This is a genomic window from Streptomyces sp. NPDC008150, assembly GCF_042956945.1.
GTDB lineage: Bacteria > Actinomycetota > Actinomycetes > Streptomycetales > Streptomycetaceae > Streptomyces.
Map to the genome: position 1 here is coordinate 40,723 of NZ_JBIBHJ010000007.1, position 15,663 is coordinate 56,385.

Consider the following 15,663-nt stretch of genomic DNA (forward strand, 5'->3'; position numbering starts at 1 on the left):
CCCTCCTCGTACTCGCCCTCGGGGGGCGTCAGTTGCCCCGGCGCGGCCCCGGCGGCAGCGGCGCCGGGACGTGGTGCATGCCGGTGCCGTGCTGGCGTCCGCCGGCCTGCCACACGCCGGTCGACGCGGTCGTCGGGTTCTGCTGGCCGTCGAGCTGCCCGAGGGTGCCCACCCGCTGCCAGGCCGACGGCTGCCCCTGCCGCGCGCTGTGGGCGCCCGCGCTGTACGCGCTGTAGGAGCTGTACGACCCCGTGCCGTGCCCGCCGCCGTACGAGCCGGACCCGAGCGGGTGGTAGTGGCCGATGCCCTGCGGACCGGTCCCGAAGGCCGCGAAGTCCAGCTCCTCCTCACCGCTGCGGTCACCCGGCAGGGCCCTGAAGGACCGCACGTACTCCGCGTAGAGCGCGTCGTAGATCGGGGTGGCCGAGGGCACGTGCCGGGGGTCCCGCCCGGGCCGCGCGGCCGGGATCGGAGCGAGGGACTGGCGTCGGGGAACGTCGTAGCTGTGCACGTATGTCCAAACGACACCGCTGCTCCGGGGATGCGGGCCGGGACGGCGATTTCGCAGGTCACCGGGAGTGTGCGGGGGAGTGTGCCGCGGCTGTCCCGCGCCCCCGCCGGACAGCCGCGCGGCGGGTGCCCCCCGCTTTCGGGGACACCCGCCGCGCGAGGCGTACACGGGGAACGCGCCGCCGGACCGGCCGCCCGGGGGAGGCCGCCGGACCGCCGCGCCGCTCAGAGGCCGGCGAGCGGCAGGGTGGCGGCGACGAGCCGGCCGCCGGACGCGGCGCGGTTCAGCGCGTCGCGCAGCACGTCCTCGCGGGGCTGCCGGCCGATGGAGCCCACCGGGGCCGCGAACAGCAGTACCTGCTGGTGCTTGTTGGCCGCGGCGCGCCAGCTGTCGGTGACCTGGAGCGGCTGGTGCGCCTGCCACCAGGCCACCGGCGAACCGCCCTCGGCGCCCGGCTGGAGCACCGCGTGCAGCTGCCCGGCGGCCAGCAGCACGGACCAGCCGTGCAACACCGCGGGTACGGCGGCCAGTTCGGGCACGGGCGCGAAGCCCTGCTCGACCAGCAGCTGCAGGAAGTCGTCGCCCGTGCCGGTGGAGCCGGGACGCACCACGGGCGCGGTCGGCTCGACCACCAGCGCCGGGTGCAACTCCCCGTTGATCAGCACGAGTCCGCTGGTGACACCGAGCACGGCCTGCTCGGGCGCGCCGTTCTCCGGGAGGGCGGTGGTGCCGGGGGCGTCGGCGCTGATCGAGCGCACGGCGCCCTGCAACTGCTCCTCCGTCACCTGCACGACCTGCGAGGGCAGGCACCCGGCGTGGGCGAAGGCGAGGACGGCGGTCTCGTCGCCGATGAACAGCACGGTGCTGGTGCGCTCCTGCTCGGAGTCGCCCTGGGTGCGGCAGGACGTGCAGTCGTAACTGCCCGGTGCGTTGTCTCCGGCGAGCAGCCGGTCGGCTTCTTCGTCGCCGATCTCGGCGCGGACGGCATCGCTGACATCGAGCATGCGCGGCACGGGGGGCTCCCTCGGGATGGGGTGCGTCGGGAGGCCGGGTGGCTCCCGGCCCGTGAGCCCCGGAGGGGTTCCGGGGTCATGAAGTGTCAACGGAGGAGGCGCGGCGGGGGTCACGCCCGGAGCCGGACCGAATCGGACCGGTCCGGCGCGGCGGCCCCGCCCCGCGCACCGCCCCGCGTTCTTGATCAACTTGCCCGGCGGGCGGCCGAGTTGAGGGCGACCTGGGGCGGGCGGCAGCTGACGGCCACTCTCTTCCCGCCGCGCGCCCCGCACTTCCCCGCGCGGACGCTCGCCGTGCGCGAGCGCCCGCGCGTCCGGTGCGCCGACCGGGTGGGGCCTCGCCGGGGCCGGACGTGCCGCGCCGAATATGTGCGACAAGCTGCTTAGCGTGACCCGATGTACCGCACGCCGATCAAGCTCGCCCCCGCCGCGGCGCTGCTCGCCGCCCTGATCCCCGCCACGGCGCACGCGGCATCCCTGCCACGGGCCGCCGAAGCCCCTCGGTCCCAGCAGCTGTCCGGGGCCTCCGTCTGCGGTCGCGACGGCTGGCCCTGGGGCTGCATCGCCCAGTGCGAGAGCAGCGGGCGCTGGCACACGAACACCGGCAACGGCTTCTACGGAGGGCTTCAGTTCCGGCACTCCACCTGGAAGGAGTTCGGCGGGCTCGCGTACGCGCGGCGCGCGGACCTCGCCACCCGGAACGAACAGATCACGGTCGCGCGCAAGGTGCTGACCGTCCAGGGCTGGCGCGCCTGGCCCGTGTGCTCCAGGAAGTTCCACCTCAAGGGCCGCATGCACACCGTGCGCAGCGGCGACACCCTCTCCTCGCTCGCCCGCGAGTACCGCATCCGCGGCGGCTGGCGCGCCTTCTACGACGCCAACAGGAAGACGGTCGGCGCCCGTCCGGACCACCTGACCGTCGGCTCGCTCCTCACCATCCCCAAGCGCAACACCCGCGTGGACGCCTCCTGGCTGCCGGACCGGGACCCCACCCTGCCGCCCGTCGCCAAGCCGCCCGTCACCCTGAAGCCGTCGCCCGCGCAGACGCCACCGCCCGTGCAGACACCCCCGGGACGGCAGCCGTCCCCGGCGGCCGTGCCGTCGCCCCCGGCCTCGTCCACCGCCCCCACGCCGGCCCCCACCGCCGCGGCGCCGTCCGCGCAGCGGCCGTCCGTCCGGCCGTCCCCCACGGCCGCGCAGCCCGCGGCGGGGGCGCCGTTCGTCCCGGTCACCGGGCACGCGTCCGGGGCCGTGCCGCTGTCCGGGAAGCCGTCCCTGCCCGACCTGCCGACCCTCTCCGGGCGTCCGCTCACCCTGCCGCCCCTTCCCGGGACGCGGTTCCCCGTGACCGCACCCGCGGGGCCGCGCGTGCGGTGACGCGGTGGCCCCGCTCCGGCGCCGGTGACGCGGCACGGTGCGCGCGTGCGGGCGGGTGCGCGGCGCCCGTTCCGCCGCTGGCAGACTCGGGGCCATGCTGGACACCTCCGCGCGGCTGCTGCGCCTGCTCTCGCTGCTCCAGGCGCACCGGGAGTGGTCCGCCGCCGGGCTCGCCGAGCGGCTCGGCGTGAGCTGCCGCACCGTGCGCCGCGACGTGGACCGGTTGCGGGAGCTGGGCTACCCCGTCAACGCGAGCCGGGGCACCGGGGGCGGCTACCAACTGGGCGCCGGCGCCCGGTTGCCCCCGCTGCTGCTGGACGACGACGAGGCCGTCGCGGTGGCCGTCGGGCTGCGCACGGCCGCCGGCCAGGGCATCGAGGGCATCGGCGAGACCTCCGTCCGCGCGCTGGCGAAGCTGGAGCAGGTGCTGCCGGACCGGCTGCGCGGCCGGGTGGGCGCCCTCAACGCGTACACGGTGCCGATACTGCGCGGCCCGGGAGCCTCCGTCGTCGACCCCGCCGTGCTCACCGAACTCGCCCACCTGTGCCGCGACGCGGAACGGCTGCGGTTCGAGTACCGCGGGCACGACGGCTCCCCGACCCGGCGCAGCGTCGAACCGCACCGCCTGGTGTGCACCGAGCGGCGCTGGTACCTCGTCGCGTGGGACCTGGACCGCGAGGACTGGCGCACCTTCCGCGCGGACCGGATCGTGCCCCGCCCGCCGCACGGCCCCCGGTTCACCCCCCGCCCGCCACCGGCCGGCGACCTCGCCGCGTACGTCTCCCGGGGCGTCTCCACGCGCGCGTACGCGGCACGGGCGGCGGTACGGCTGCGGGTCCCGCTCGCGGAGGCGGCCGAGCGGATCACGCCCCTGGACGGAACGCTGGAGGAGGAGACGGCGAACAGTTGCGTGCTGCGCACCGGTGCGGCCAACCTCGATCTGCTGGCGGTGCACGTGCTCATGACCGGCTTCGAGTTCGAGGTGCTGGAGCCGGCCGCCCTGACGGAGGCGATGGCGGCGCTCCACGCGCGGCTGGGACGGGCGCTGCCCGGGGCGGCGGAGGCGCCGGCGGGGGTCTGACGGCGGCGGGGAGGGGCGGCGGGGTGTGTGGCCAAGTCGTGAAATTCCTGTGCGTGCGACGGCCGTCCCGGGGTACGCGGAACAGGTTGCGGTGCCGTGAAAGTAATCGAAAAATAAGCGGCCCCGCGGGCGCCCGGCGGGAAGTTTCCGGCGGCCTATTCACAGGTTCGGGACCGTCCGGGTGAATTACCGCCGGAGCCCGTGAGAAAGTCGTCGGGCAGCCGCCCGTTCGTGTGACGGGCCCGCGTCGAAACATGTCCGCGCCCTGTGACAGAAGTGTGACAAGCGGATCGGTGCGCGATGGTGACGCGGGGTGTCCGCCGCGGTTCCGCCCCGGCTTCCGCGACCGCCCGGCAGGGCCTAGCGTGGCGGTATGGCACCGATTCCGACACCCCCGGCAGAGCCCAAGGACAGCCTGGAGACCTACGTCGGTCTGGAGGCGAAGGCGGCCGAGAGCCGCGCCCGGGAACGCGGCTGGTCGACCGTCCGGTCGCTGGCCCCGGGCACCGTCGTCACCATGGAGTACCGCGTGGGCCGGCTCAACTTCGAGGTCAAGGAGGGCGTGGTGGCCCGCGCCTGGAAGGGCTGACCGGCCCCGGCCGCGGGACACCCGGGCACGACGAAGGCCCCGGAGAACGGAGCGCCCCGTGAGGGTGCGCCCCGCCTCCGGGGCCTTCGTCGCGCGGGACGCCGTACGCGCCGTACTGTCCCGCGGTCCCGGCGTCCTTCCGTCAGGGACGGGCCGCCGAGGTCGTGCCGCGCGGCAGGCGCTCCGGCTGCGGGGGCCTCCTGCTGCCCGCCGGCGTGACCGGGGTGCGTTCCGAGCGGGTGGTGTGCGGGCCCGGCGCGAGGTACGCGGGTGCCGTCGCCCGGGGGCCGTGCGCGGACGGGGCGACCGCCTCGCGGGCGGGCACCTCGTCCGACGTGGTGCCCTGCGGATGGGCCAGGACGGGCGGGCCCACCGGGGCGAGCGGTCCGGGTGCCGGCCGCCGGCGGTCGCGCAGACGGTCGCGCAGGCGGTCGCGCGCGGCGAGGATCCAGGTCTCGGCCCGTGCCACCAGCGGCTCGAACCAGGGCAGCGCCAGCAGGATCAGCAGCCCCGCGACCCAGCCCAGCACGACGTCGCTCAGCCAGTGCGTACCGAGGTAGACGGTCGTGAGTCCGACCCCGAGCGAGGTCACCGCGGAGACCGAGGACAGCCAGCGGCGCGCTCTCGGGGTGGAGGCCAGATAGGCCAGGATTCCCCAGGTCACCACGGCGTTGGCGGTGTGGCCGCTGGGAAATATATCGCCGCCGAGACCCATCTCGTTCGAGCCGATCACGGTCGCGTAGTGCGGACCGAGACGCCCCATGCCGAGCTTCGCGGCACCCACGGTGACGTTGAGCAGCAGCAGCGAGGTGGCGAGCATCAGCAGCGGGCGCAGGGTGTGCTGCCGCCAGGAGCGCCAGCCCAGCCAGGCGGCGACCATCACGGCCGTCGGACCGCGCTGGCCCAGGACGACGTAGTAGTCGAGGAACGCGTGGACCTGCGGCCACTGCTGGTACGGCCGGAAGAACATGACCTGCCAGTCGAGGCGGACCAGCCACGAGGTGGTGACCACGGCCCACACGATCGCCAGGTAGAACGCCAGGGTGCCGGCGACCAGGGCGACGCGGTGACGGCTCATCACCGGCACGCTGAGGTTGCCCGGCCGTTCCGGTTCCCGGTCGAGTCTGGCGAACACCCGGTCCAGACGGGTGAGCTTTCGTTCGGTACGCACCCAATCGACGTTACAGCGAGTGAGCTCTGTTCTCCGTCGATTCAGCGCGTTTGTGATGACGATGTGATGTGGGATTCCTCTCAGGATGTGCCCTCATTTCCATGGATTCCCGTGCGGTCACCGGCCTTGTTCCGCTAATTCACTTGATCATTTCAAGAGGCTGTTTAATGGCGCTTTTGATTTCGTTCATCGAATCGTGGGTCGGAATTCCCCGAACCCGCGGAGCACGCTCGGGCGCGCCGGATCCGCCGGACGCCCCGGAGCCGCCCCGCCGGACGCCGTGCGCGCCCGGCCCGCGCGGACGCCGCCCGGCCGTGCTGTACGCCACACGGGTAGCCCCGTGCGTGTGAGAGGTGCGCCACGTGTCCGCGGGCCGTGCTCGCGTACTGTGACGGCCACTCGCCACCGGCTGCGCGAGCCGGTGCGCACCGCCCTCACCGGCTGCGGCGAACGGGGTAGTCCCCACCCCGAGAGCCCGCCGGAGGAGAGGGACCACTGGGAGGTACGTACATGTCCGGGACGCCCACGGACGCGGCCCGCGCGCGCCGTCGGCCGGCCGGGGCCGGTGCCGACCGCTGGGTCGTCCTCGTCGTCCTGTGCGCCAGCCTGCTGCTCGTCGCGCTCGACGCGACCGTGCTGCACGTGGCGGTGCCCGCCGTCAGCGAGGACCTCCGGCCCGGCGCGGTGCAGCTGCTCTGGATCGTCGACGTCTACCCCCTCGTCTGCGCCGCCCTGCTGATCCTCTTCGGCACGCTCGGCGACCGGGTCGGCCGCCGCCGGATCCTGCTGATCGGCTACACGCTCTTCGGCGTCGCCTCCGCGGTGGCCGCCCTCGCGGGCAGCGCCGGGACGCTGATCCTGGCCCGCGCGCTGCTCGGCGCCGGCGGCGCGATGATCATGCCCGCGACGCTGTCGATACTGCGCCAGGTCTTTCCCGACCGGCGCGAACGCGCCCTCGCGATCGGTGTCTGGAGCGCGGTCGCCGCCGTGGGCGCCGCGATCGGGCCGCTGCTCGGCGGACTGCTCCTCGAACACTTCTGGTGGGGCTCGGTCTTCCTCGTCAACATCCCGCTGATGCTGGTCTGCCTGCCGGTCGGCAGGTGGCTGCTGCCGGAGTCGTTCGGCGAGCGCGCCGGTCCCTGGGACGTCGTCGGCGCGCTGATGGCCGCCGGCGGCCTGTTCGGTGTCGTCCTCGGGGTCAAGCAGCTCGGCGCCGGCGAACCCCTGGGCAGCCCGCTCACGCTCGGTCCGCCGGTGCTCGGGGCCGCGCTGCTCGTCCTGTTCGTGCGTCGCCAGCGGCGGCGTACGTACCCGCTGGTCGACCTCGGGATGTTCGCGCGGCCCGCGTTCAGCGTCTCGGTGGCCTGCATAGTGCTCGCGATGCTCGCGCTCGTCGGCCTCGAACTGATCGCCGCGCAGTACCTCCAGCTCGTCCTCGGCCTCTCCCCGCTGCGCACCGGCCTGCGGCTGCTGCCGCTGACGTTCGCGGCGATGGCCGCCGGGCTGGCGGGCGCACGGCTGCTGCGCCGGTTCGGGCCGCGCCGCACGGTCTGCGCGGGCTTCTGCCTGACGGCCGTCGCCGTGCTCACACTGACCGCGATGGGCGCCACCGACAACGTACGGGTACTGGTCCTCGGGTTCGTGCTGCTGGGTTTCGGCCTGGAGACGACGCTCTTCGGCGCGTACGAGTCGATGCTGAGCGAGGCGCCGCAGGCCCAGTCCGGCGGGGCGGCGGCGATCGGCGAGACGTCGTACCAGCTCGGGGCGGGCATCGGCATCGCCCTGCTCGGCAGCGTGATGAACGCGGCGTACGCGCCCGGCCTGGCGTCGGTGCCCGGCGTCCCCGCCTCGGCGTCGGCCGCGGCGGAACGCTCGCTCGGCGAGGCGTACGAGGTGTCGGGGCGGCTCGGCGGCCCGGCCGGCGCGGCGCTGCGCAGCGCGGCCCGCGACTCGTTCGTGCACGGACTGCACGTGACCCTGCTGGTGAGCGCGGGCCTGCTGCTGCTCGGCGCGGCGATGGCACTGCGGCTGCCGCGCGCGATGCAGTGCGGGACGGCGCCGGTCGGACTGGCCCCGCAGCGCGAGGCGTCCCGGGCGGACGCGCGGGTGTAGACCGGGGCCGGGCGCGCCCGCCGGGCGGCGCGGTGGTGGACGTACGGGGCCGGGGCGCCGTAGCGTCGGCCCCGAGCAGTAACTAGCGTCGCTAGTTTTAGCGTGCGCGCGTTCCGGCGTGCGCGGTGTTCCCAGCGTTCCAGCTTTCTCAGCGTGCCGGAGGGTGGCCATGTCAGAGTCCGCCAGTTCATCGAGCCCGAGCCCGGACCGGGGCCCGGCGGAGCGGTCCGCGGGTCCCGGTGGCCCGGGGCGGCCGTCGGGGACGCCGAAGCCGCCGCCGTTCGACCCGGGGGACCCGCTGGGCATCGACGACCTGCTGGCGCCCGAGGACCTGGCGATCCGCGACACCGTGCGCGGCTGGGCCGCCGACCGCGTACTGCCGCACGTCGCCGAGTGGTACGAGCGCGGCGAACTGCCCGTCATCCGTGAACTCGCCCGCGAACTGGGCGGGATCGGCGCGCTGGGCATGTCCCTGGAGGGCTACGGCTGCGCGGGCGCGTCCGCGGTGCAGTACGGACTGGCCTGTCTGGAGCTGGAGGCCGCCGACTCCGGGATCCGCTCCCTGGTCTCCGTGCAGGGCTCCCTCGCCATGTACGCGCTGCACCGCTTCGGCAGCGAGGAGCAGAAGCAGCGGTGGCTGCCCGACATGGCCGCGGGCGAGGTCATCGGGTGCTTCGGCCTGACGGAGCCCGACCACGGCAGCGACCCCGCCGGCATGCGCACCTTCGCCAAGCGCGACGGAGGCGACTGGGTGCTGAACGGCCGCAAGATGTGGATCACCAACGGATCGGTGGCGGGCGTCGCGGTGGTCTGGGCGCAGACCGACGAGGGCGTCCGCGGCTTCGCGGTGCCCACGGACACGGCGGGCTTCTCGGCCCCGGAGATCAAGCACAAGTGGTCGCTGCGGGCGTCCGTGACCAGCGAACTCGTCCTGGACGACGTGCGGTTGCCCGCCGACGCGGTGCTGCCGGGGGTCAACGGGCTGCGCGGCCCGCTCAGTTGCCTCTCGCACGCCCGCTACGGCATCGTCTGGGGTTCGATGGGCGCGGCCCGCGCCAGTTTCGAGGCGGCCCTCGACTACGCGAGGTCGCGGGAGCAGTTCGGGCGCCCCATCGGGGGGTTCCAGCTCACCCAGGCCAAACTCGCCGACATGGCGGTCGAGTTGCACAAGGGGATCCTGCTCGCCCATCACCTCGGGCGGCGCATGGACGCCGGCCGCCTGCGTCCCGAGCAGGTCAGCTTCGGCAAGCTCAACAACGTCCGGGAGGCCATCGAGATCTGCCGCACCGCGCGGACGATCCTCGGGGCCAACGGCATCTCGCTCGAATACCCCGTGATGCGGCACGCGACGAACCTGGAGTCGGTGCTCACCTACGAGGGCACCGTCGAGATGCACCAACTGGTGCTGGGCAAGGCGCTCACCGGGCTCGACGCCTTCCGCTGACCCGCCGCCGCGGCCCGGCGGCGGACGTCCGCACCGGGATGTTCGACGGGGCAGGGCCGGTGAGCGGCCCTGCCTCAGCTCTGGTTGAAGAAGCCGTCGGTGCGGTGCGCCGCCGGTTCGCCGTTGACGATCTCCGTGTCCGCCGGTGAGAGCAGGAAGACGCGGTTGGACACGCGGTCGATCGAACCGCGCAGGCCGAAGATCAGACCGGCCGCGAAGTCGACGATGCGCTTGGCGTCGGCGGCGTCCATGGCCGTGAGGTTCATGATCACCGGGACGCCGTCCCGGAAGAGCTCGCCGATGGCGCGGGCGTCCCGGAAGCTGTCCGGGGTGACCGTGCCGATGCGCCGGCCCTTGTCCTCCGCCACGTCCGAGGCCACCTTGACCCGCGGATCGGTGACCCAGGCCTCGCCGGGCTCGGCCCCCTCGGAGTACTCGTCGTAGTAGCGCTCGTCATCGTTGTTGTCGTCGACGAGGCCAAGCCACGCACTCGCCTTGCGTACCGATCCCATGGACGCCTCCTCTCACAGCGGTCTTTTTTCCGTTCCGCATCCCTATGGTCATCCATGATGCGGACGGCGTGCCAAGCGGACGGACGCCGCGCGGGGGGTTTGTGACGGTACTGGTGCACGACGAATCCGTCGAGAGCCCGCGTCTCCCAAGGGTCGTGCGGTGCACCGGTGCTGACTGTGAGTGAAATATGATTCTTCCCTGCGGACGGGTGACGGGGGGTGCGTACGGGTGAACCGGTCCGCCGCTACCATGCCGACGCGCACGCCGCGCAATTCACGGGGGAAGCGGGGCTGATCGACGTGTTCGGCATGGTGAGACCCTGTCAGCATCGCCTGGGAGAAGGGCTGAAGGCCCGCTGGACGGCGCATCTGTGCGGACTGTGCCTCGCGTTGCGCGCCGAACACGGACAGTTCGCGCGAGTGGTGACGAACTATGACGGACTCCTCCTCTCCGTCCTGACGGACGCTCAGACGACACCTGCCCGGAATCGGCGGCGTACAGCAGGACCGTGCCCGCTTCGCGGCATGCGAACCGCTTCCGTCGCGAACGGGGAGGGTGCGCGGCTCGCCGCGGCCGTCTCCCTGCTGCTGGCCGCCGCCAAGGTCGACGACCACGTGGCGGACGGCGACGGCCTCCCCGGCCGCCGCCCGGTCGCCCTCGCCGCCCGCCGGGTGGCCGGTGCCTGGACGCGGGCGGGCCGGCGCGGCTCGGCCGCCGTGGGGTTCGACGCGGAGGTCCTCGTCGACGCCGTGGAGCGGCAGGCGGGCGTCGAGGCGCTCGCCGGGCCCGGCACCCCGCTGGTCCGGGTCACCGAACCCACCGAGACGGCGACCGCCGCCGCCTTCGCGCACACCGCGCTGCTCGCCGGGCGTCCCGGCAACGCGGCACCGCTGGCCGAGGCGGGACGCCTGTTCGGGCGGCTGGCGCACCTGCTGGACGCCGTGGAGGACCAGCGGGCCGACGCCGCGGCGGGCGCCTGGAACCCGCTCACGGCGACCTCGACGACCCGCGCCGACGCCCGGCGGCTCGCGGACGACGCGGTGCACGGCATCCGGCTCGCCCTGCGCGACACCGACCTCTCGGCGCAGGGGGCGGGACGGCGACGCGGCCCCGACGGCGACCTCGCGCACACCCTGCTCGTCCACGAACTCCCGCGCTCCGTGGACCGCGCGTTCGGGACCGACGGCTGCGCGCACCTCCGCGGCGCGGGTCCCGACGGCGCCTTCGGGCCTCCCCCCGGCCCCCACCCGCACCGGCAGGGGGAACCGCCCCTGCCCACCGGCCCGTACGACCCCCGCGACCCGCACAGCGGCGGACGCCGTACCGGCGGGCCCGCGCCGCTGCCGCCGGGGCGCGGGTTCTGGGCCGGGTGCGCCGCGGCGGCCGGGCTGTGCTGCACGTGCCAGGTGTGCTGCGGCGAGTTCGAGGGGCCGTGGTCGGGCAGGCGGCGCGAGGGCTGGTGCTCCACCTGCGACGACTGCTCGGACTGCTGCGACTGCTGCTCGTGCGGGGAGTGCTGCGACGGGTGCGACTGCTGCGACTGCGGGTGCGACTGCGGCTGCGGTTGACGGCGCCGGGGTCTCCACGCGCGTGCGCGCGGGACCGCACGGCCTACGCGGACCGACGTATACGGGTCTCGACGCGGGTGCGCGCGACCAGGGATTCCGCCGGGAGTGTGTTTCCGCGACGTAAAACAAGAACATGATCCGGTGACCGGTGCGGTGCGGAGGTCGTTTCCCGGAGAGCAGTGGCAATCGCTGCCCCGACTCCAACACGCCACCCACTTAAGGCACTTCAGTGGACGCAGTCACACCGACACCGGCGACCGGGCGACTGCCCGGCGCCCGCGGGGCCAACCGGCGCACGGCCGGCCCCCGTTCCATCCGCACGCGGCTCCTGAGGATCCTGGTCCTCGCCCTCGCCGTCCTGCTCGCCCTGCTCGGCGTCGCCGCCGCGGACCAGGTCTCCGCCTACGGCAACGCGTCCGCCACCGCGGCCAACGCCCGTCTGGAGGTCACCCTCCAGGGCCTGATCCACGAGCTCCAGAAGGAACGCGGACTCACCACCGGGTACGTGGGCGGTGTCAAGCAGTTCAACGGCAAGCTGCCCGCGCAGCGCAAGGCCACCGACGCCGCGCGCGAGCAGCTCGACCGGGCGCTGGTGGGCCGGGGCGACTCGGCCGCCGCGTCCGTGCGCGACGTGCTCGGCCGGCTCGACGGACTCGCCGGCATCCGTGCCAAGGCCACCGGCGGACGGGGCGAGGTGCAGGAGACCTTCGACTACTTCACGAGCACCATCACCGCCCTCGACGCACTCGACCTCGGTCTCGACGACGTCCACGACGGGCAGCTCCGCGACGCCTACCAGTCGCTCCAGGTCCTCGGCGGCGCCAAGGAGTTCATGGGCGAGGAGCGTGCCATCGTCCTCGGCTCGGTGCGCGCGGGACACTTCCGCGGCGACGACTACAGCCGGTTCATGGAGATCCGCGCCGGGCGTCTGGCCGGCCTCGACGCCTTCCCCCGTTCGGCCACCCGTCCGCAGGAACAGCGGCTGAAGTCCGCCCTGTTGACGCCGGACGCCAAGCGCGCCCTGTCGTACGAGAGTTCCGCCGTACGCGGGGCCGGCCGGCTCGACTCCGACAAGATCCCGGCGATGGCCTGGTGGGACAGCATGACGTCCACCATCAACGGCCTGCGCACCGTGCAGATCTCGCTCGGCGCCGACGTGGAGAACCGTGCCGCCGCACTGGAGAGCGAGGCCCAGCGCGACCTGCTGCTGTTCCTGGTGCTCGCCCTAGGTACCGTCGCCGCCCTCGGCGCCCTCGCCCTGGACTGCGTGCGCTCCGTCTCCGCGCCGCTGGACGAACTCGCCCGCCAGGCCCGCGAGGTGGCGGGACACCGGCTGCCCCGCGCCGTCGCCTCCGTGCAGGACACGGCCTCCGGCACGGGACCCGAACCGCCCGCCCCGCTCGCCGTCTCCCCCCGGGCGGGCGCCGAGGTGCAGGAGGTCGCCGAGGCGTTCGACCGCGTGCAGCGCGCCGCCTTCGACCTCGCGACCGAGCAGGCCGTGCTGCGCCGCAACGCCACCGACTCCCTGGTGAGCCTCGGCCGCCGCAACCAGAACCTGGTGCGCCGTCAGATCAGCTTCATCAACAAGCTGGAGCACGAGGACGCCGACCCGGCGACGCTGGCCAACCTCTTCGAACTCGACCACCTGGCAACGCGCATGCGCCGCAACGCGGAGAGTCTCCTCGTCCTCGCGGGCGAGTCCAGCCCCCGGCCCTGGGCCACACCGCTGTCGGTCACGGACGTCCTGCGGGCGGCCCTGTCCGAGGTGGAGGAGTACCGCAGGGTCAGCCTGCGGCGCGTCGAACCGGTGCACCTCTCCGGGGCCGTCGTCGCCGAAGTGGCGCACCTACTGGCCGAGTTGGTCGAGAACGCGCTGAGCTTCTCGCCGCCCGACACCCAGGTCGAGATCGAGGGACGGCGCACCAGCGCCGGATACCTCGTCGCGATCGTCGACCACGGGCTCGGCATGGAGGCGCAGGCCCTCGCCGAGGCGAACGTCCGGCTGTCCGGCACCGCCAGCTTCATGGCCGAACCCACCCGGTTCCTCGGCCACTTCGTGGTCGGCGCGCTCGCCCGCAAGTGCGGCATCGAGGTCCGCCTCGGCGAGGCGCCCGCCGCCGGTGTGGTCGCCCGCGTACTGATCCCCACCACCCTGCTGACGGAACCCGCCCCGGCGAAGACCGCCGACGGGGAAGCGGTGGCGGCACAACAGGGCTCCCCGGCGGCCGCGTTGCCCGGACAGCGGGCGTCGGCCGGCGAACCGGTGCCCGAACTGGTCGCCGTCGCCTCGGTGTCCGACACCCCGGCGCCCGACTCCGGCAGCGGCCGGCCGGCCGCGCCCCGGTCCGCGGAACCCGCCCGGCGCGGCGCCGAGCCGGCCCGCGGTTCGTCCGCCGCCCGGACCCGCAACGGCCTGGTCAAGCGGCCGCGGCGGAGCGCGATCACCGAGGCGGTCAGCGAGACCGACCGCCCGCTGCGCCCCGCGCCCACCGGCTCCAACCCCGAGCGCGGGCCCGAGGAGGTCTCCGGGATGCTCTCGACGCTGCGCAGCGCCCACATGCGGGGCGCGATCAGTGTCGAGATGGAGAAGGAGCGGGAGAAGGGCCGCGCCGCCGAGCGCCGGACCGGGCGGGATGCCGACCGGGACGCCGCCGGCGAGGCACGCACCCCCGCGAGCGCGGAAGAACCCGCGACCGCGCCCGGCGGCACCCCCGCCGAGGCCCCCGAGGCGTCCACCCAGGCCCCCGCCCCCGCGGACGGCACGACCGCACAGAACGACGAGGGCGCCCAGCGATGACGACGGTCGACACGCACAACGACTCGCAGACCTTCAACTGGCTGCTCGCGAACTTCGTCCGGGGCACCGACGGCGTGCGCGACGCGGTCGCGGTCTCCTCGGACGGGCTGCTGATCGCCGTGTCCGACGGGCTCGGACGGACCGAGGCCGATCATCTGTCGGCGATCGTCTCGGGACTGTCCAGCCTCGCGCGCAGCGCGTCCAAGCGGTACAGCTTCGACGGCGTGAAGCTGATCATGATCGAGATGGGGCGGGGCTTCCTGCTCGTCTCGGCGATCCGCGACGGCAGCTGTCTGGGCGTCCTCGCCGATAGCAGCGGCGAACTCGGCCTGGTGGGTTACGAGATGGCGGTGCTCGCGGAGCGGGCGGGTGATCTGCTCACCCCGACGCTCATCGCCGACCTGCGCCAGGCGCTGCCACGGTGAGCGGCGCCACGTACGACGGGCACGGACCCGGCGCGCACGGGAACACGGACGGACACGCGAGCGGAGGCGGGATCCAAGGCGGCATCGGAGACGCGGCCGGGGGCGGGCGCGGTCGCACACGCGAGGAGGACCTGGACGACACCTCGTTCGTCCGGCCGTTCATCATCACCGGCGGCCGGTCCGAACCGCTCCAGGCCAACCTGCGACTGGAGACCCTGGTGGTCGCCGTCGGCGAGCCCGACGACGAACTCGCCTTCGAGTGGCGGCACATCGTCGCCGTGTGCGAGCGTCCGACGACCGTCGCCGAGGTGGCCGACCGCGTCGGCGTCCCGCTCGGCGTGGCCAAGGTGCTCATCTCCGACCTCGTCGCCGCCGGCCGGCTCGCCTGCCGGCAACCCGCGGAGCTGCCGCTCCAGATGCTCGAAAGGATCAGGGACCATGTCCGGGCGCTCTGACAGGATCGTTCCGCTGGCCGTGAAGATCGTGGTCAGCGGCGGGCTCGGGGTCGGCAAGACGACCTTCATCGGGGCCATTTCGGAGATCGAGCCCCTCGACACCGAGGCCGCGATGACGCAGGTCTCGGTGGGCGTCGACTCGCTCGAAGGCGTCGAGTCCAAGACCACCACCACGGTCGCCCTCGACTTCGGACGCATCACGCTCGACCCGTCGATCGCGCTGTACCTGTTCGGCACCCCCGGACAGGACCGGTTCTCCTTCCTCTGGGACGACCTGGTGGAGGGTGCCCTCGGCACGGTCGTCCTCGTCGACACCCGCCGGATCGAGGACTGCTTCCCCGCGCTCGACTACTTCGAGGCGCACGGCGCGCCCTTCGTCCTCGCCGTGAACTGCTTCGACGGGGCCGAGCGCTTCGACCTCGACGAGGTGCGCGAGGCCCTCGGTCTCGGCCCGGGGGTGCCCGTCGTCGGATGCGACGCCCGGGACCGGGGATCGGTCCGTGACGTGCTGGCCGCGCTCATGGACCAGGTGATCGGCACCCGTACGACGACACGGCGCCGCACGGCCGCCGCGCGCTGACGCCCGCCTGCGGGACGCCCGGCACCG

14 protein-coding genes are annotated in these 15,663 nt (G+C 74.1%); 10 read left to right on the plus strand and 4 right to left on the minus strand.

Annotated elements, in window-relative coordinates; translation table 11 throughout:
• Positions 1 to 28: 28 nt before the first annotated feature.
• Both ACFZA0_RS18640 and ACFZA0_RS18645 read right to left on the minus strand, forming a co-directional pair.
• Positions 29 to 511 (minus strand): hypothetical protein, encoded by a 483-nt coding sequence (locus tag ACFZA0_RS18640; RefSeq protein ID WP_391017733.1) that lies wholly within the window; start codon positions 509 to 511, stop codon positions 29 to 31.
• Between the two features lie 224 nt (positions 512 to 735).
• Positions 736 to 1,524, minus strand: a complete 789-nt coding sequence (locus ACFZA0_RS18645; RefSeq protein ID WP_391017735.1) for a hypothetical protein — start codon at positions 1,522 to 1,524, stop codon at positions 736 to 738.
• Between the two features lie 396 nt (positions 1,525 to 1,920).
• Between ACFZA0_RS18645 and ACFZA0_RS18650 the strand changes: the two genes are divergently transcribed.
• The 3 genes from ACFZA0_RS18650 (at position 1,921) to ACFZA0_RS18660 (ending at position 4,571) form a co-directional block, all read left to right on the plus strand.
• A complete protein-coding gene (locus ACFZA0_RS18650; RefSeq protein WP_391017738.1) occupies positions 1,921 to 2,901 on the plus strand; it encodes a transglycosylase family protein in 981 nt (326 codons plus the stop codon).
• Between the two features lie 94 nt (positions 2,902 to 2,995).
• Positions 2,996 to 3,982: a WYL domain-containing protein gene (locus ACFZA0_RS18655; RefSeq protein ID WP_391017740.1), complete on the plus strand. Its 987-nt coding sequence runs from the start codon at positions 2,996 to 2,998 to the stop codon at positions 3,980 to 3,982.
• 373 nt (positions 3,983 to 4,355) lie between these two features.
• Positions 4,356 to 4,571 (plus strand): I78 family peptidase inhibitor, encoded by a 216-nt coding sequence (locus tag ACFZA0_RS18660; RefSeq protein ID WP_391017743.1) that lies wholly within the window; start codon positions 4,356 to 4,358, stop codon positions 4,569 to 4,571.
• Between the two features lie 142 nt (positions 4,572 to 4,713).
• Here ACFZA0_RS18660 and ACFZA0_RS18665 read toward each other — a convergent pair whose 3' ends face one another.
• Positions 4,714 to 5,742 carry a phosphatase PAP2 family protein gene (locus tag ACFZA0_RS18665; protein ID WP_391017746.1) on the minus strand — a complete coding sequence of 343 codons (1,029 nt, stop codon included), beginning with the start codon at positions 5,740 to 5,742 and terminating at the stop codon, positions 4,714 to 4,716.
• A 510-nt stretch (positions 5,743 to 6,252) separates the two neighbouring features.
• Here ACFZA0_RS18665 and ACFZA0_RS18670 point away from each other — a divergent pair.
• Together ACFZA0_RS18670 and ACFZA0_RS18675 are read left to right on the plus strand one after the other, a co-directional pair.
• Positions 6,253 to 7,854 (plus strand): MFS transporter, encoded by a 1,602-nt coding sequence (locus ACFZA0_RS18670; protein ID WP_391017749.1) that lies wholly within the window; start codon positions 6,253 to 6,255, stop codon positions 7,852 to 7,854.
• 169 nt (positions 7,855 to 8,023) lie between these two features.
• Positions 8,024 to 9,298, plus strand: a complete 1,275-nt coding sequence (locus ACFZA0_RS18675; RefSeq protein WP_391017752.1) for an acyl-CoA dehydrogenase family protein — start codon at positions 8,024 to 8,026, stop codon at positions 9,296 to 9,298.
• A 74-nt stretch (positions 9,299 to 9,372) separates the two neighbouring features.
• On the opposite strand, the gene ACFZA0_RS18680 is transcribed toward ACFZA0_RS18675, so the two are convergent.
• Complete coding sequence (locus tag ACFZA0_RS18680) at positions 9,373 to 9,810, minus strand: cell division protein SepF (RefSeq protein WP_391017755.1); 438 nt, start codon at positions 9,808 to 9,810, stop codon at positions 9,373 to 9,375.
• A gap of 300 nt (positions 9,811 to 10,110) precedes the next feature.
• Here ACFZA0_RS18680 and ACFZA0_RS18685 point away from each other — a divergent pair, with 300 nt between their 5' ends.
• The 5 genes from ACFZA0_RS18685 (at position 10,111) to ACFZA0_RS18705 (ending at position 15,636) form a co-directional block, all read left to right on the plus strand.
• Positions 10,111 to 11,379, plus strand: coding sequence for a DUF5685 family protein (locus ACFZA0_RS18685; RefSeq protein ID WP_391018670.1), 1,269 nt, complete (start codon positions 10,111 to 10,113; stop codon positions 11,377 to 11,379).
• Between the two features lie 229 nt (positions 11,380 to 11,608).
• Entirely contained in the window at positions 11,609 to 14,176 is a 2,568-nt protein-coding gene (locus ACFZA0_RS18690; protein WP_391017758.1) for a nitrate- and nitrite sensing domain-containing protein, read from the plus strand.
• Positions 14,173 to 14,601 (plus strand): roadblock/LC7 domain-containing protein, encoded by a 429-nt coding sequence (locus ACFZA0_RS18695; RefSeq protein WP_391017761.1) that lies wholly within the window; start codon positions 14,173 to 14,175, stop codon positions 14,599 to 14,601. Before ACFZA0_RS18690 ends, ACFZA0_RS18695 begins: the two co-directional genes overlap by 4 nt.
• Entirely contained in the window at positions 14,598 to 15,056 is a 459-nt protein-coding gene (locus ACFZA0_RS18700; protein ID WP_391017764.1) for a DUF742 domain-containing protein, read from the plus strand. The genes ACFZA0_RS18695 and ACFZA0_RS18700 overlap by 4 nt, the downstream gene beginning before the upstream one ends.
• A complete protein-coding gene (locus ACFZA0_RS18705) occupies positions 15,040 to 15,636 on the plus strand; it encodes an ATP/GTP-binding protein (protein WP_391017767.1) in 597 nt (198 codons plus the stop codon). Before ACFZA0_RS18700 ends, ACFZA0_RS18705 begins: the two co-directional genes overlap by 17 nt.
• Positions 15,637 to 15,663 lie beyond the last annotated feature (27 nt).

Excerpts from the sequence above, each read along its gene's own strand:
- ACFZA0_RS18650 (WP_391017738.1), top strand. The coding sequence starts at position 1,921 with ATGTACCGCACGCCGATCAAGCTCGCCCCCGCCGCGGCGCTGCTCGCC.
- ACFZA0_RS18655 (WP_391017740.1), top strand. The coding sequence starts at position 2,996 with ATGCTGGACACCTCCGCGCGGCTGCTGCGCCTGCTCTCGCTGCTCCAG.
- ACFZA0_RS18660 (WP_391017743.1), top strand. The coding sequence starts at position 4,356 with ATGGCACCGATTCCGACACCCCCGGCAGAGCCCAAGGACAGCCTGGAG.
- ACFZA0_RS18670 (WP_391017749.1), top strand. The coding sequence starts at position 6,253 with ATGTCCGGGACGCCCACGGACGCGGCCCGCGCGCGCCGTCGGCCGGCC.
- ACFZA0_RS18675 (WP_391017752.1), top strand. The coding sequence starts at position 8,024 with ATGTCAGAGTCCGCCAGTTCATCGAGCCCGAGCCCGGACCGGGGCCCG.
- ACFZA0_RS18680 (WP_391017755.1), bottom strand. The coding sequence starts at position 9,810 with ATGGGATCGGTACGCAAGGCGAGTGCGTGGCTTGGCCTCGTCGACGAC.
- ACFZA0_RS18695 (WP_391017761.1), top strand. The coding sequence starts at position 14,173 with ATGACGACGGTCGACACGCACAACGACTCGCAGACCTTCAACTGGCTG.
- ACFZA0_RS18705 (WP_391017767.1), top strand. The coding sequence starts at position 15,040 with ATGTCCGGGCGCTCTGACAGGATCGTTCCGCTGGCCGTGAAGATCGTG.